This window comes from Saccharopolyspora sp. NPDC050642, assembly GCF_040654735.1.
Taxonomy (GTDB): Bacteria; Actinomycetota; Actinomycetes; order Mycobacteriales; family Pseudonocardiaceae; genus Saccharopolyspora; species Saccharopolyspora elongata.
Genome location: NZ_JBFAIN010000008.1, coordinates 1 through 13,355, shown reverse-complemented (window position 1 = coordinate 13,355; position 13,355 = coordinate 1). Strand labels below are relative to the sequence as shown.

13 protein-coding genes are annotated in these 13,355 nt (G+C 71.3%); 9 read left to right on the top strand and 4 right to left on the bottom strand.

The window, feature by feature from the left end:
- The first annotated feature begins 13 nt into the window (after positions 1–13).
- The 3 genes from AB0H93_RS15040 to AB0H93_RS15030 all read left to right on the top strand — a co-directional run bounded on the left by AB0H93_RS15040 (position 14) and on the right by AB0H93_RS15030 (position 1,704).
- A complete protein-coding gene (locus AB0H93_RS15040) occupies positions 14–400 on the top strand; it encodes an SPW repeat protein (RefSeq protein ID WP_358572535.1) in 387 nt (128 codons plus the stop codon).
- A gap of 94 nt (positions 401–494) precedes the next feature.
- Complete coding sequence (locus tag AB0H93_RS15035) at positions 495–1,091, top strand: DUF402 domain-containing protein (RefSeq protein ID WP_358572533.1); 597 nt, start codon at positions 495–497, stop codon at positions 1,089–1,091.
- Between the two features lie 106 nt (positions 1,092–1,197).
- A complete protein-coding gene (locus AB0H93_RS15030) occupies positions 1,198–1,704 on the top strand; it encodes a hypothetical protein (RefSeq protein ID WP_358572531.1) in 507 nt (168 codons plus the stop codon).
- Between the two features lie 287 nt (positions 1,705–1,991).
- Here the strand turns inward: AB0H93_RS15030 and AB0H93_RS15025 are convergent, their stop codons facing one another.
- Both AB0H93_RS15025 and AB0H93_RS15020 read right to left on the bottom strand, forming a co-directional pair.
- Entirely contained in the window at positions 1,992–2,639 is a 648-nt protein-coding gene (locus tag AB0H93_RS15025) for a response regulator transcription factor (protein ID WP_358572529.1), read from the bottom strand.
- Positions 2,636–3,790, bottom strand: a complete 1,155-nt coding sequence (locus tag AB0H93_RS15020) for a sensor histidine kinase (protein WP_358572527.1) — start codon at positions 3,788–3,790, stop codon at positions 2,636–2,638. The genes AB0H93_RS15025 and AB0H93_RS15020 overlap by 4 nt, the downstream gene beginning before the upstream one ends.
- A 183-nt stretch (positions 3,791–3,973) precedes the next feature.
- Between AB0H93_RS15020 and AB0H93_RS15015 the strand changes: the two genes are divergently transcribed.
- Together AB0H93_RS15015 and AB0H93_RS15010 are read left to right on the top strand one after the other, a co-directional pair.
- Positions 3,974–4,522 (top strand): heme-binding protein, encoded by a 549-nt coding sequence (locus AB0H93_RS15015; RefSeq protein ID WP_358572525.1) that lies wholly within the window; start codon positions 3,974–3,976, stop codon positions 4,520–4,522.
- Positions 4,523–4,583: 61 nt separating this feature from the next.
- Positions 4,584–5,339 carry an ankyrin repeat domain-containing protein gene (locus AB0H93_RS15010; RefSeq protein WP_358572523.1) on the top strand — a complete coding sequence of 252 codons (756 nt, stop codon included), beginning with the start codon at positions 4,584–4,586 and terminating at the stop codon, positions 5,337–5,339.
- Between the two features lie 7 nt (positions 5,340–5,346).
- Here AB0H93_RS15010 and coaE read toward each other — a convergent pair whose 3' ends face one another.
- Together coaE and rpsA are read right to left on the bottom strand one after the other, a co-directional pair.
- A complete protein-coding gene (coaE, locus tag AB0H93_RS15005) occupies positions 5,347–6,537 on the bottom strand; it encodes a dephospho-CoA kinase (RefSeq protein WP_358572987.1) in 1,191 nt (396 codons plus the stop codon).
- A 118-nt stretch (positions 6,538–6,655) separates the two neighbouring features.
- Positions 6,656–8,158, bottom strand: coding sequence for a 30S ribosomal protein S1 (gene rpsA, locus AB0H93_RS15000; RefSeq protein ID WP_358572521.1), 1,503 nt, complete (start codon positions 8,156–8,158; stop codon positions 6,656–6,658).
- 293 nt (positions 8,159–8,451) lie between these two features.
- On the opposite strand from rpsA, the gene AB0H93_RS14995 reads away from it, so the two are divergent.
- The 4 genes from AB0H93_RS14995 (at position 8,452) to AB0H93_RS14980 (ending at position 13,202) form a co-directional block, all read left to right on the top strand.
- A complete protein-coding gene (locus tag AB0H93_RS14995; RefSeq protein WP_358572519.1) occupies positions 8,452–9,306 on the top strand; it encodes a class I SAM-dependent methyltransferase in 855 nt (284 codons plus the stop codon).
- 237 nt (positions 9,307–9,543) lie between these two features.
- Positions 9,544–10,473: a GNAT family N-acetyltransferase gene (locus tag AB0H93_RS14990; protein WP_358572517.1), complete on the top strand. Its 930-nt coding sequence runs from the start codon at positions 9,544–9,546 to the stop codon at positions 10,471–10,473.
- 45 nt (positions 10,474–10,518) lie between these two features.
- On the top strand, positions 10,519–11,181 hold the full coding sequence (locus tag AB0H93_RS14985; protein WP_358572515.1) for a hypothetical protein: 663 nt from the start codon (positions 10,519–10,521) through the stop codon (positions 11,179–11,181).
- On the top strand, positions 11,178–13,202 hold the full coding sequence (locus AB0H93_RS14980; RefSeq protein ID WP_358572513.1) for a YhgE/Pip domain-containing protein: 2,025 nt from the start codon (positions 11,178–11,180) through the stop codon (positions 13,200–13,202). Before AB0H93_RS14985 ends, AB0H93_RS14980 begins: the two co-directional genes overlap by 4 nt.
- Positions 13,203–13,355: the final 153 nt, after the last annotated feature.

Here is a 13,355-nt window from a genome sequence, read left to right as displayed (position 1 = left end):
GGATCTCACCGAGATGCGCCTGCGCTACGAGCGGGCGGCGGAAACTCCGACCGCTCAGGTGGCGGACGGCCTCACCGTGCTCGGTGGCCTGTTCGTCGCATTGTCGCCGTGGATCACCGGCTTTCACGCAATGACGCCGTCGTTGACGCTGAACAACCTGGTCACCGGTCTGACCGCGACCGTTCTAGGGCTCTCGTTCGCGGCCGCCTACCACCGCACGCACGGCATCGCCTGGACCGTTCCGGTGCTGGGTGTGTGGACGATCGTGGCCGTATTCATCATGAGCGGCACCGCCATCATGACCAGCAGCGTGCTCTGCAACGTGATCGGCGGAGCGGTCCTGATCCTCGCGGGTTTGGGCACGATGGCTCCGGCCTACGCCACCCGCGCGACGACCTGACCCCGACCGATCGGAGGTGAGGGAGCACAAGTGGTGAAGGAATAGCGGGCGCGACGACCTTCGGACGCCGCGCCCGCCCGCATACAGTGGCAGGGTGACCACGCAGCGCGAGATCGCCGAACAGCTCGGCCTGCCCGTTCACCCGCCGAAGGTCGAGGTCTTCGACCTCGTGGCGAACACCAACACCGACCCCAAGGGCCACGTGCGCACCGTGACGCACTACGCGCGCGAGCCCTTCGGCCTCTACCTGGCCCGCCCGATGCCCGGGCATCCCCGCATCGCCGCCCTCGAATCCTGGCTGCTCCCCTCGCTGGGGCTGCGCGTGACCCGCTGGTACTGGCATCCGGGCCACGAAGACGACGTGGACTTCTACATCGACGTGGCGGACGTCGAGCCGGGCGAACGGCAGTGGCGGACCGTCGACCACTACCTGGACATCGTGGTGCGGGACGGGCGCGCGGCGGAACTGCTGGACATCGACGAATTCGTGATCGCGGTGCGCGCGGAACTGCTCGATCCGGAAACCGCGGAACGCGCGATGCGACGCGCCTGCGCCGCCGTCGACGGCCTCGCGAGGCACGGGTACGACCTGCCGAAGTGGTTGCGCGACAACGGAATCGAGCTGTCGTGGCGCGGGCAACCCGTCCAAGATCCCGTACCGGACCAGCGGACGCTACCGCCATCCCGGTGATGATCGCACCACGCACCGAATCGATATTCGACGAGCTCCGAAAAGTTACGTTAAAAACTGGTGCTGTCGATCTTTCAACGCTGTTTTCCCGTTACTGTCTGACGCCGTGAGCGCTGCGATTTCACCCCAACTGGTTGAAGTTATCGACGTCTTCAGCTCGCAGCGTAGGCAGTCGTCCGGTGTCGTCGCGCCGCTGGAGGTCTGCCACGTCGAGCGCTGGGGACTCTCGGTGGAATGCCCGACACCGGACGCGGCGGACCACGCCGCCGAGATCACCTGGCTGCTGCCCGAACTCGGGCTGCGGCTGACCCGCTACCGCCCGCGCCGCAGGCACTCCCGCCGCGGGCCGAGCCTGCTCACCGCGGTCCACATCGAGCGCGAAACCCGGTCGTGGACCACCACCGACTTGCTGCTGGGCCTGGAGGTCGGAGAGCACGGCCGGCCGCGGATCACGCGCGCGGCCGAGTTCGCCGCCGCTGTCGACAACGGCCTGATCCGGCTCAGCGAAGCCGACTACGCGCTGCGCACGGTGCACCGCACGCTCGACGAGGTGACCCGCCACCGGGACATCAACCAGTGGCTGGCCCACCGGGGCATCTTCGACATCTGGTGACCAGAGCCTGTTTCCAGGCTCGTTCTGCGTAGCGGTGCGGGTAGCGGAACCTCAGGCGCCTTCTCGCTGTGGGATCCCCGACATCATGAATGCCAATTCACCACGTCGGGGCTGTCCTCGCGAGAAGACCCCTGAGAACCCGCAGCGGTGCCGGTTGCATAGGTGGGCTAAGCGGCTGCGCCGCTTCAAAGACAAAACCCCGCGGCACTACACCTCACACCACGACATCCAAAACAGCCTCTACAGCAGCATGAAGTACGCACGGGCCTGAGCTGCAGAGGCTCCTGTCAACGAGGCGGGGAATCGAGGCGGATGAGGCGGCGCTCGACCGCCGCGCTCACCGCCGCCATCCGGCTGTCGACCCCGAGCTTCGAGTAGATGTGCACCAGGTGCGTCTTCACCGTCGCCTCGCTGATGAACAGCTTCTTCGCCAGCTCCTTGTTGCCCAGGCCCTGCGCCAGCAGCTCCAGGATCTCCACCTCCCGGGCGCTCAGCGACTGCTCCGGCGCGCGGCTGCGCTGCAGCAGCCGGGACGCGATCTCCGGCGAGAGCATGGTCTTGCCCTGCGCGGCCGCCCGGATCGCCTGGAACAGCTCCTCCGGCGGGCCCGCCTTGAGCAGGTAGCCGGTGGCGCCCGCGTCGATGGCGCGGGTGATGTCGGTGTCGGCGTCGTAGGTGGTCAGCACCAGCACCCGCGGCGGGGTGTCCAGCGCCAGCAGCCGCCGGGTCGCCTCCACGCCCTCGACGCCGTCGCCGAGCTGGAGGTCCATCAGCACCACGTCGGGCCGGAAGGCGTCCGCCTGCCGCACGGCCTCCACCGCGGTCGCGGCCTCGCCGACGACCTCGATGCCCGCAGCCCCGGCGAGCAGTGCCTGCAGCCCGGCCCGCACCACCGGGTGGTCGTCGACCACCAGCACCCGCACCGCGTCCGTCACGAGATCCCCCCCACCGGCAGCGTCGCCGCCACCGCCGTGCCCTCGCCTGGCCGGCTCTCCACCGCCAGCGTGCCGCCCGACTGCTCCACCCGCGCCCGCATCCCGGACAACCCGTAGCCGCGCCCGGTGCCGGGGCTCGGGGCGGCGGGGTCGAAACCGGTGCCGTCGTCGCGCACGTCCAACGTGACCTCATCGTCCAAATAGGACAAAGTCACCCCGGCGATGCTCGCCGCGCTGTGCTCGCGGACGTTGGCCAGCGCGCCCTGGGCGACCCGCAGCAGCACCGCGTCGTCGGCCGCCCTGGTCGGCAGCGGCTCGCCCACCACCTCGAAGCGGACCTCCACGCCCGACTCCGCCGCGGTCCGGTCGGCCAGCTCGCGCAGCGCCTCCGGCAGCGACTGCCGTTCGAGCGCGGCCGGCGCGAGCCCGCGCACGAACCGGCGGGCCTCGGCGAGGTTGTCCTCGGCGACCTCGCCCGCGCGCCGCACGTGCTCGTTGGTGTCGCCGCCGCGCTCCGCCGCCTGCAGCAGCATCCGGATGCTGGACAGGCCTTGGGCGATCGTGTCGTGGATCTCGCGGGCCAGCCGCTCGCGCTCCCAGCTGATGCCCGCCTCGCGCTGGACTTCGGCCAGCTCACCGCGCGTGCGCACGAGCTGGTCGATCAGCGCCTTGCGGCGTTCGCTCTCCCAGCGCAGCTCCAGGAACACCGCGGTGGCCATCGTCGCGACGGCCAGCGGCACCAGCACGTCGACGACCTCGAACTTCGGCGCCAGCCGCAACTGCCCGAAGATCACCGTCGCGGTCAGCAGCACCACGGCGATGATCAGCGGCTTGGGCCGCAGCAGTCGCAAGCAGACGAAGAACAGCGGCACCGCGCACCAGCTGAAGCTCGGCGCCACCAGCACCAGCGCGCACCAGAGGGCGACCACCGCGGCCAGCCACAACTGCCGCACGCGCTTGCTCTGCCCCCAGAAGACCACACCGAGCACGTAGACCACGACCAGCGCCCCGGAAAGGCCCAGCAGCAGCGGTGTCACGCCCGCCAAGCCGTGCGCGGCGACATAGCGCGACGCCGAAGAGGCGAGCAGCACGAAGAAGCCCACGTGCATCGCGCGGTACAGCCAGCCTCCCGGCCGGAGGTCGTCGGTCAATGCGGTCCTCTCGTCACGTCGAAGACACGAACCTAGACGGCGCGCCCCGAGCCCGCATCAATGGATCGGTTGATCCGGGATCCACCGGGCAAGGCCGTCGAACGATCCTTTCCGACGACGTCCGGAGCCCGCCTGCGACGGAAGCTTGGAGCACAAGTCAATCGGACCTAGGAGCGAATCCCGATGCAGTCCACCACCCGCAACCGCGCCATCATCGGCACCCTGGTCGGCCTCGGCATCCTCGGCGGCGCCACCGGCCTGACCGTCGCGCAGGCCGACCCGGTCCAGCAGCAGGCCCCGCAGCGCCCGCCGGCCGCCGTCCTGCAGCAGCCGGTGCTGAGCATCGACGCCGCCACCAAGGCCGCGCAGGCCGCGCTCGACGCCGCCGAGGCCAAGGGTCAGCGCGTCACCGTGTCCATCGTGGACCGCGCGGGCAACGAGCGGGTGCGCCTGACCGGCGACGGTGCGGGCCCGCAGAGCGGCGAGTCGGCGAAGCGCAAGGCTTTCACCGCGGTCGCCTGGGGCCGCGCGACGTCCGAGCTGGGCAAGCAGGCCACCGGCGACGGCGCCACGCTGCGCGACATCCCGGGCACGCTGTTCCTCGGCGGCGGCGTCCCGGTGACGGCCGGCTCGCCGATCGCGGGCATCGGCGTGGCCGGTGCGCCCAGCGGCGACCTGGACGAGGAGTTCGCGCGCGCCGGGCTGCAGGCCATCCAGGCCGAGCTGCGGTAACACCCCCGGGCCGGTCCCCGGTGTCACCGGGGGCCGGCCACCACCCGAGCAGGAGGATCCGATGAGGACCGCGCACACCGGCGCGATCGGTCGACGAGTGGCGGTCGGGATGTTCGCCGTGATCGCGCTCGCCGCCTGCGCTCCGGTCGAGCAGCCGACGGCACCAGCGACTCCCCCGCCGCCCGCGGCACAACAACAGCCCGCCCCCGAGCAGCACGCGCCCAACCCCGCGGCGGATCAACAGCTGCTGAGCGCCGCCGACGACGGCGATCTCGAGCAGGTGCGCGCCGCGCTCGCCGCTGGCGCGAACGTCGAAGCCCGCGACGAGCGCGAGCGCACCCCGCTGCTGCTGGCCGCGCTCGCCGATCACGTCGACGTCGCCCGCGAGCTGGTCAGGGCCGGTGCCGATCCGGACGCGCAGGACGACCGCCGCGACAGCGCCTTCCTGGCCACCGGCGTGACCGGCAGCGTGGGCATGCTGGGAGCGCTGCTGCCCGCGAACCCGGACTTCGCGCTGACCAACCGCTTCGGCGGAACCGCGCTGATCCCGGCCGGTGAGCACGGGCACGTCGAATACGTGCGCGCGGCGGTGAAGACCGGCATCGACATCAACCACGTGAACGACCCCGGCTGGACGGCGCTGCTGGAAACCGTGGTGCTCGGCGACGGGAGCGAGCGTTACCAGCAGGTCACGCAGCTGCTCGTGGACGCAGGCGCCGACGTGAACATCCGCGACCGCAACGGGCTGACGGCGCTGCAGCACGCCGAACGCAACGGCTACACCAAGATCGCCGAGATCCTCCGCTCGGCGACCTGAGCCGGGCTCAGCCGGCCCAGCCGGTGTGCTCGGCCCACTGCCAGGCCCTGGGGAGCGCCTCCGCGAACCAGGGTTCCTTGGCGTCCGCGTAGGCGCCGTGGTCCGGGTCGGCGGCGTGCTCCGCCGCCACCTTCCGCTTGAGCGCGAGGTATTCGTCGCGGGCGGCTTCGTCGGCGCGCAGCCACGCCGGGAACAGCAGGGCGACGCGCTGACCCGGCGTTCCGTCGACCCGGACGTGCAGGTTCGCGTAGCGGCCCGGGTCGGCCGACGCGTGGATCCGCTTCTCCCAGAGCGCCGGATCGGGCGCGAAGGTGTGCGGAGTGTCGCCGAGGATGTCCGGCAGCACCGGGAAACCGGCCTCGCCCAGCGGCCCGGCGAGCGCGTCCGCGTCGGCCAGCGACCGGACCGTCAGCTGCAGGTCGATGATGTCCTTCGCGGGCAGGCCGGACACCGAGGTGGAGCCGACGTGGTCGACCCGCACCGCCTTGTCGCCCGCCGCGCGCTCGATCCGGGCGATCAGCCGCCGCGCCTGCCGCGGCCACTCCGGATCCGGGTCGACCAGCTTGGGCGCCCGCTTCGGCGCGCGGCGGCGCAGCCGCACGTTCTCCTCGAACGGCACCAACCGGTCCTGCCACAGCGCATCGACCTGGGCGCGCACGGCATCGACCGAACCGCTGTTGTCCAGCCACACGTCCGCGACCTCGCGCCGCTGCTCGGTGGTGGCCTGCGCGGCGATGCGGGCGCGGGCGTCGTCCTCCGACAGGCCGCGGTCGATCAGCCGTCGCACCCGGTCTGGCTCCGGCGCATCGACGATGATCACCAGGTGGTAGTTCGGCGCGTAGCCGACCTCGACGAGCAGCGGCACGTCGTGCACCACGACCGCGTCGGCGGGCGCTTGCGCCATCCGCTCGGCCGTCAGGTCGCGGATCTTGGGGTGCGTGATCGCGTTGAGGTCCGCGCGCGCTTCGTCGTCGCCGAAGACCTTGCCCGCCAACGCCGGGCGGTTCAGCGCGCCGTCGGCGTCCAGGATGTCCTCGCCGAACCGCTCCACGAGTTCGGCCAGCCCCGGCGTGCCGGGCTGCACCACCTCGCGGGCCAGCGCGTCGGCGTCGATGAGCACGGCGCCGCGCTCCACCAACCGCCTGGCCACCGTCGACTTGCCGGACCCGATTCCACCGCTCAGTCCCACCCGCAACACGAAACCCATCTTGCCAGCCCACCGGGCCGCCCGGACCGACGGTCGCGGAAAAGACTCACGGCCCCGCACCTCGGAAGGTGCGGGGCCGTGGTGTTGCCTCAGCCGCTAGGCGTCAGGCTCACGCGCCGCCGGAGAGCTTCTCCCGCAGCGCCGCCAGCTGCGCGTCGCTGGCCAGCGAGCCGCTGTCCTGCTCGTCGCTCGAAGCCGACGAGTAGTTGCCGCCACCGCTGGTCGGCTCCTCGCCGCCACCGGCCGCGGCGGCCGCAGCGGCCTCCGCGTCGGCCTGGCGGGCCTTGACGATCTGGGCGATGTGCTTCTCGTAGCGCGTGTGGGCCTCGGCGTACTGCCGCTCCCATTCCTCACGCTGCTTCTCGTAGCCCTCGGTCCACTCCTGGGTCTCCACGTCGAAGCCCTCGGGGTAGATGTAGTTGCCCTCGTTGTCGTACTCGGCCGCCATCCCGTACTGGGTGGGGTCGAACTCCGAGTCGGGGCTGAAGCCCTCGTTGGCCTGCTTCAGCGACAGCGAGATCCGGCGACGCTCCAGGTCGATGTCGATGACCTTGATCATCACCTCGTCGCCGACCTGGACGACCTGCTCCGGGATCTCCACGTGGCGCTCGGCCAGCTCGGAGATGTGGACCAGACCCTCGATGCCCTCGTCGACGCGGACGAACGCACCGAACGGCACCAGCTTGGTGACCTTGCCCGGCACGATCTGGCCGATCGCGTGGGTGCGGGCGAACTGGCGCCACGGGTCTTCCTGGGTGGCCTTCAACGACAGCGAGACGCGCTCGCGGTCCATGTCCACGTCGAGGACCTCGACGGTGACTTCCTGGCCGACCTCGACGACCTCGCTCGGGTGGTCGATGTGCTTCCAGGACAGCTCCGAGACGTGCACCAGACCGTCGACCCCACCGAGGTCGACGAACGCACCGAAGTTGACGATGGAGGACACGACGCCCTTGCGGACCTGGCCCTTCTGCAGCTGGTTGAGGAACTCGCTGCGGACCTCGGACTGGGTCTGCTCCAGCCAGGCGCGGCGGGACAGGACCACGTTGTTGCGGTTCTTGTCCAGCTCGATGATCTTGGCCTCGAGCTCGCGGCCCACGTAGGGCTGAAGGTCGCGGACGCGGCGCATCTCGACCAACGAGGCCGGCAGGAAGCCGCGCAGCCCGATGTCGAGGATGAGGCCGCCCTTGACGACCTCGATGACGGTGCCGCGCACGGGCTCGTCCTTCTCCTTGAGCTCCTCGATGGTGCCCCAGGCGCGCTCGTACTGGGCGCGCTTCTTGGAGAGGATCAGCCGGCCTTCCTTGTCCTCCTTCTGGAGAACAAGCGCCTCGACGAAGTCGCCGACGGTGACGACCTCGGCGGGGTCGACGTCGTGCTTGATCGACAGCTCGCGGGAGGGGATGACGCCCTCGGTCTTGTAGCCGATGTCAAGCAGCACCTCGTCGCGATCGACCTTGACGATGGTGCCCTCAACAATGTCCCCATCGTTGAAGTACTTGATGGTCTGGTCGACGGCGGCGAGGAAGTCCTCCTCCGTCCCGACGTCGTTCACTGCGACCTGCGGCTTGGTGGCGGCTGCAGTCGGGACGGTGGTGGTGTCGGTGGACATCAGGTGGGTTGCTCCGGTACGGATAGTTTGGTCGCTGGATCTACGTTGTTGCCGCGCCCCGGGCCGGGACCAGCTGACTCGCTGGACCAGCGAGATCCCGCTCCGTCGACCGCCCCCCACCACCGGTGCGACCCGGCAGTCGGAGCCGTCGGCGAAAGACCCACGACGCGGGCGGTATCGTACGCGCTTTCTCGATCGTCGGGCAAACCGCGGTACGCCCGAACGACCGACCGGTCCCGGGCGAGGAGAATGCCCCACGTCCGAGCAATACCCGATATCGGCGGGGAGAACCCTTGGCACGAGCCGATGACCCGGAACACGACGAGCTCCAGAGTAGCTCCGCGGAGCGGCTGTTGGGCACAACGGGTGTGAGCAAACGCACTGTCGACGCGGCGGAATCGCGGGGCGCGAGCCGGCTGTGGTGGGACGCCGACGCCGACGACTACCAAGCCGAGCATGGGGCGTTCCTCGGCGACAGCGACTTCATGTGGTGCCCGGAGCGGCTGCGCGAGGCCGACGCCGGACTGCTCGGCGACGTCCGCGGCAAGCGGGTGCTGGAGGTCGGCTGCGGCGCGGCGTCGTGCTCGAGGTGGCTCGCCGACCAGGGCGCGCACCCGGTGGGGCTGGACATCTCGGCCGGGATGCTGCGGCACGCGGTCGCGGGCGGCGAGCGCAGCGGGACCGCGGTGCCGCTGGTGCAGGCGAGCGCGGATTGCCTGCCGTTCGCCGACGCCTCCTTCGACCTGGCCTGCTCGGCGTTCGGCGGGGTGCCGTTCGTGGCCGATGTCGGCGCGGTGTTCCGGGAGGTCGCGCGGGTGCTGCGGCCGGGCGGCCGGTGGGTCTTCGCGGTGACGCACCCGATGCGGTGGATCTTCCCCGACGACCCGGGGCCGACCGGGCTGACCGCCACGCACTCCTACTTCGACCGCACGCCGTACCTGGAGGTCGACGACGCGGGCCGGGCCACCTACGTCGAGCACCACCGCACCCTCGGCGACTTCGTCCGGGAACTGGCCGGCGCCGGGCTGCGCCTGGTCGACCTGATCGAACCGGAGTGGCCGGCGGGGCACACTCAGACCTGGGGGCAGTGGAGCCCGCTGCGCGGACGCCTGTTCCCCGGAACCGCGATCTTCGTCTGCCACCGCTGAGGGAGAATAATTCTAGGCTCGTTTTGCGTAGCGGTGCGAGTTGCGGAACCTCAGACGCCGCCTGGACTGTGGGAGCCCCGACTTACGTATGACCAAATACGCGGCATCGGGGCTGTCCTCGCCAGACGAACGTCTGAGAACCCGCGGCGGTGCCAGTTGCGTAGGTGGGCCAAGCGCCTTCGGCGCTTCAAGAACAAACACCCAAGTCAACAGTCGAGACAGCGCTGAGGGGAAGTCGTGGCGACTGCACAGGAGTTGATGCGGGCGCAGCTCGCGCGGTTCGCCGCGCTGGACCCGCAGCTGCCCGACGCCCACCAGCTGCCGGCCGGCGCCGAGGCGATCGTGGCCCGGATCCCCGGCGGCGGCACGGTCGCCGGGCTCGCCGCGCGGAACTCGAGCCCGCCGGGGTCGGCCCAGAGCCTCTGGCAGGCCGGCGAGGTCTTCGAGCTCTTCCCGATCCTCGGCGAGCAGCCCCACGCCGGCATGGACGCGCTGCTGCACACCTGGCGCGAGTGGCTGGCGACGCAGGCGCCGGGGCCCAACTCGGCCTGCACGGTCGTGTGGCCGAGCCGGGACGTCGAGGCGACCAGGGCGTTGCTGGATCACGGTTTCCTGCCGCTGGCCTGCCTCGCCGTGCGCCCCACCGCACCGGTTGCATATACGAAACTATCTGGTACCGTAAACATACGTCGCGCCGGACCGGCCGACCTCGACGCCGTCGTCGAACTCACCCTCAGCGAGCTCGAATACGCTGCCATGGTCGGCACGTCGACGTACCGACCAGACGCTCCGCAGCTGAAGCGGACCGCTGCGCACGTGCGCCTGCACTCCAGCGATCCGGTATGGCTGGCGGAGCAGGACGGGACGCCGGTCGCGGTCGCGGAGTGCGGCTGGGTCGACACCGCCAAGTCACCCGGTGGCTCCCGGCTCAGGTCCGGCACGTGGGCGTACGTCAACTGCGTGTCGGTGCAGGAGAAGCTCCGCGGCACCGGCGTCGGCCAGCAGCTGATGGCCACGGCTCACAACGAGTTCGCGCGTGCCGGAGCCGTCGGCAGCTTCCTGTACTACAACCCGCCCAACCCGTTGTCCTCGGTGTTCTGGCCCCGCCAGGGCTACCGGCCGCTGTGGACGATGTGGGAGGTGCGCCCGGCCACCGCGCTGCGCTGAGGCTCGCGCGGCCGGCGCACCGGTCGTGAAAGTCGAGGAGACTGCGTGGAGATCGTCGCCACCGGCGTCGAGGTCATCGGAGCGCACGGGACGCTGCTGGCGCCCACAACGCTACGGGCCCGGACCGGGCAGGTCCTGCTGGTCGCGGGCGACCCGAACTCCGGCCGCACCGCGCTGGCCCTGGCCCTCTCCGGTCGGCTGCGCCCCACCCGCGGCACCGTGCGCCTGGACGGCGCCGTCGACGCGAGCGCGCTGCGGCGCAGCGTCGCGGTCGTCGACGCGCCGCAGATCACCGAGCCCGACGACGCGCTGGCGGTGCGCGACGTCGTCGCCGAAGGCCTGAGCCTGGCGGGCCGCAGATCCGGCCGCCGCCGGGTCCGGGACTGGCTGTCGGCCCGCGACTGGCTGCCCGAAGGCGCCGGCGAGCAGCGCTTCGAGCACCTGGCCGGGTACGAGCGCACCCGGTTGCTGACCGAACTCGCCTGCGAGGGCCGCGCCACCAAGGCCCTGGTGCTGGACTGCCCCGACCGCCACGGCGGCGACCCCACGGGCTGGTACTCCCTCGCCGCCCGCCAAGCCGAGCGCGGCCTGGCCGTGATCGCGCTCTGCTCCCCGCACTCCGCCGACAAGCTGGGCATCTCGCCCGCCCGCGTCGGCGCGGACAACCCCGAACAGTCCACTCTGGATTCTGCTGAAGGTCTGCGATGACTACATTCCGGCTCGCCGCCACCGAGCTGCGCCGCCTCACCTCGGGCAAACTGCCCAAGCTCGCGCTGCTCGCGGTCACCCTGGTGCCGCTGCTGTACGGCGCGATGTACATCTACGCGAACTGGGATCCCTACGGGAAGCTCGACTCGGTGCCCGCGGCCGTGGTCGTCGAAGACGCCGGCGCGCAGCGCGAGGACGGCACGCGGCTGGACGCCGGTCAGGACGTCTACCAGGAGCTCCTGGATTCCGGCACCTTCGACTGGACCCGCACCGACGCGCAGGAGGCGCAGGACGGCGTCGCCAGCGGCCGGTACACGTTCGCGCTGGTGGTGCCGAAGGACTTCTCCGGCGCACTGGTCTCCCCCGCCGACTTCGAGCCGCGGCAGGCGAAGCTGCAGCTGATCACCAACGACGCCAACAACTACCTGGTCGGCACCATCGCCGACAAGGTGGCCTCCGAGGTGCGCAAGGGGGTCGCGGCCAGCGCCGGGACCGAGGCGGCGAACCAGTTCCTGCTCGGGTTCAGCACCGTGCACGACAAGACCGCAGAGGCCGCCGACGGCGCGGGCCAGCTCGCCGACGGCGCGGGCCAGCTCCGCGACGGGCTCGGGGAAGCCCGGCAGGGCACCGACCAGCTGGCGTCCGGAGCCCACCAGCTGGTCGACGGCCAGACCAAGCTCGCCGACGGCGCCAACCGGCTCGGCGACGGCACGCAGCAGCTGCGCAGCGGCCTCACCGAACTGCAGCGGTCGACCGCGCCGCTGCCGGAGCAGACCGCCAAGCTGGCCGACGGCGCAGCGCAGGTCGCCGCCGGCAACGAGCAGCTCGCCTCCAAGGCGGAGACGCTCGGCGGGCTCTCGCAGGAGATCGTCGACAACCTCAGCTCGACCAAGAAGGACATCGCCGACCAGCTCCGCAAGAACGGGGTGGACGAGGACGCGGTGCAGCGCATCGTCGCGGGCATCGACGAGCTCAACAGGCCCATCACCGACGCCAACGGCAAGGTGCAGACGCAGGTCGGCCAGTTGCGGAAGCTCGCCGACGGCTCCCAGCAGGTCGCCGACGGCAACCGCGCGCTGGCCAACGCGATGCCGACGATGACCAACGGCATCGGACGCCTCGCCGACGGTGCCGTCCAGGTCGACAACGGCGCGCAGCAGCTCCGCTCCGGTGAGCAGCAAGCGCTGGCGGGCACCAAGCAGCTCAGCAGCGGTGCGGACCAGCTCGCGGGCGGCACCAAGCAGCTCTCCGACGGCTCCGGCAAGCTCGCGGACGGTTCGAGCACGCTCGCGACGAAGCTGGGCGAGGGCCTGAACGAGATCCCGAACCCCGACGAGGACACCCGCAACGCCACCGCCGACACCATCGGCGACCCGGTCGCCATCGACACCATGGCCCAGGTCAAGGCCGGCACCTACGGGGCCGGGCTGGCACCGTTCTTCATGGGCCTGGCGCTGTGGATCGGCGGTTTCGTGCTGTTCCTGCTGATGCGCCCGCTGTCCAGCCGCGCACTCGCCGCCGGGGTCGCGCCCTGGCGAGTCGCGATCGGCGGCTGGCTGCCCGCGGCGATCGTCGGGTTCGTGCAGGCCGTGCTGCTCTACCTGGTCGTGGTCTTCGGGGTGGGCGTGCAGCCGGCGCACACCTGGTGGACGCTCGGCTTCCTGATCCTCACGTCATTCGCCTTCACCGCGGTGGTGCACGCGCTCAACGCGGCGTTCGGGCCGAAGGGCAAGTTCATCGCCCTGGTCATCCTGGTGCTGCAGCTGGTCACCGCGGGCGGCACGTTCCCGTGGCAGACGATCCCGGAGCCGCTGCACCCGCTGCACCAGGTGCTGCCGCTGGGCTACGTCGTCAACGGCCTGCGCCACCTGCTCTACGGCGGGGCGGGCACGGCGGCGGCGACGACCGCGGCCGGTGTCCTGCTGTGCTACCTGGTGGCGTCGCTGCTGCTGAGCACGATCGCGGCCTGGCGCCAGCGGGTCTGGACGCCCACCCGCCTCAAGCCCGAACTGTCCCTCTGAGCTTGTTGTTTCCAGACTTGCTCCGCGTGCCTGTGGGGGTGGGGGGGGGGGGGGGGGGGGGGGCGGGGCGGGGGGGGGGGGGGCGGGGGCGCGGGGGGGGGGGGGGGGGTGGGGTGGTCGCTTCCGACCGCCTGCGCGGGGACGGGGCTGCGC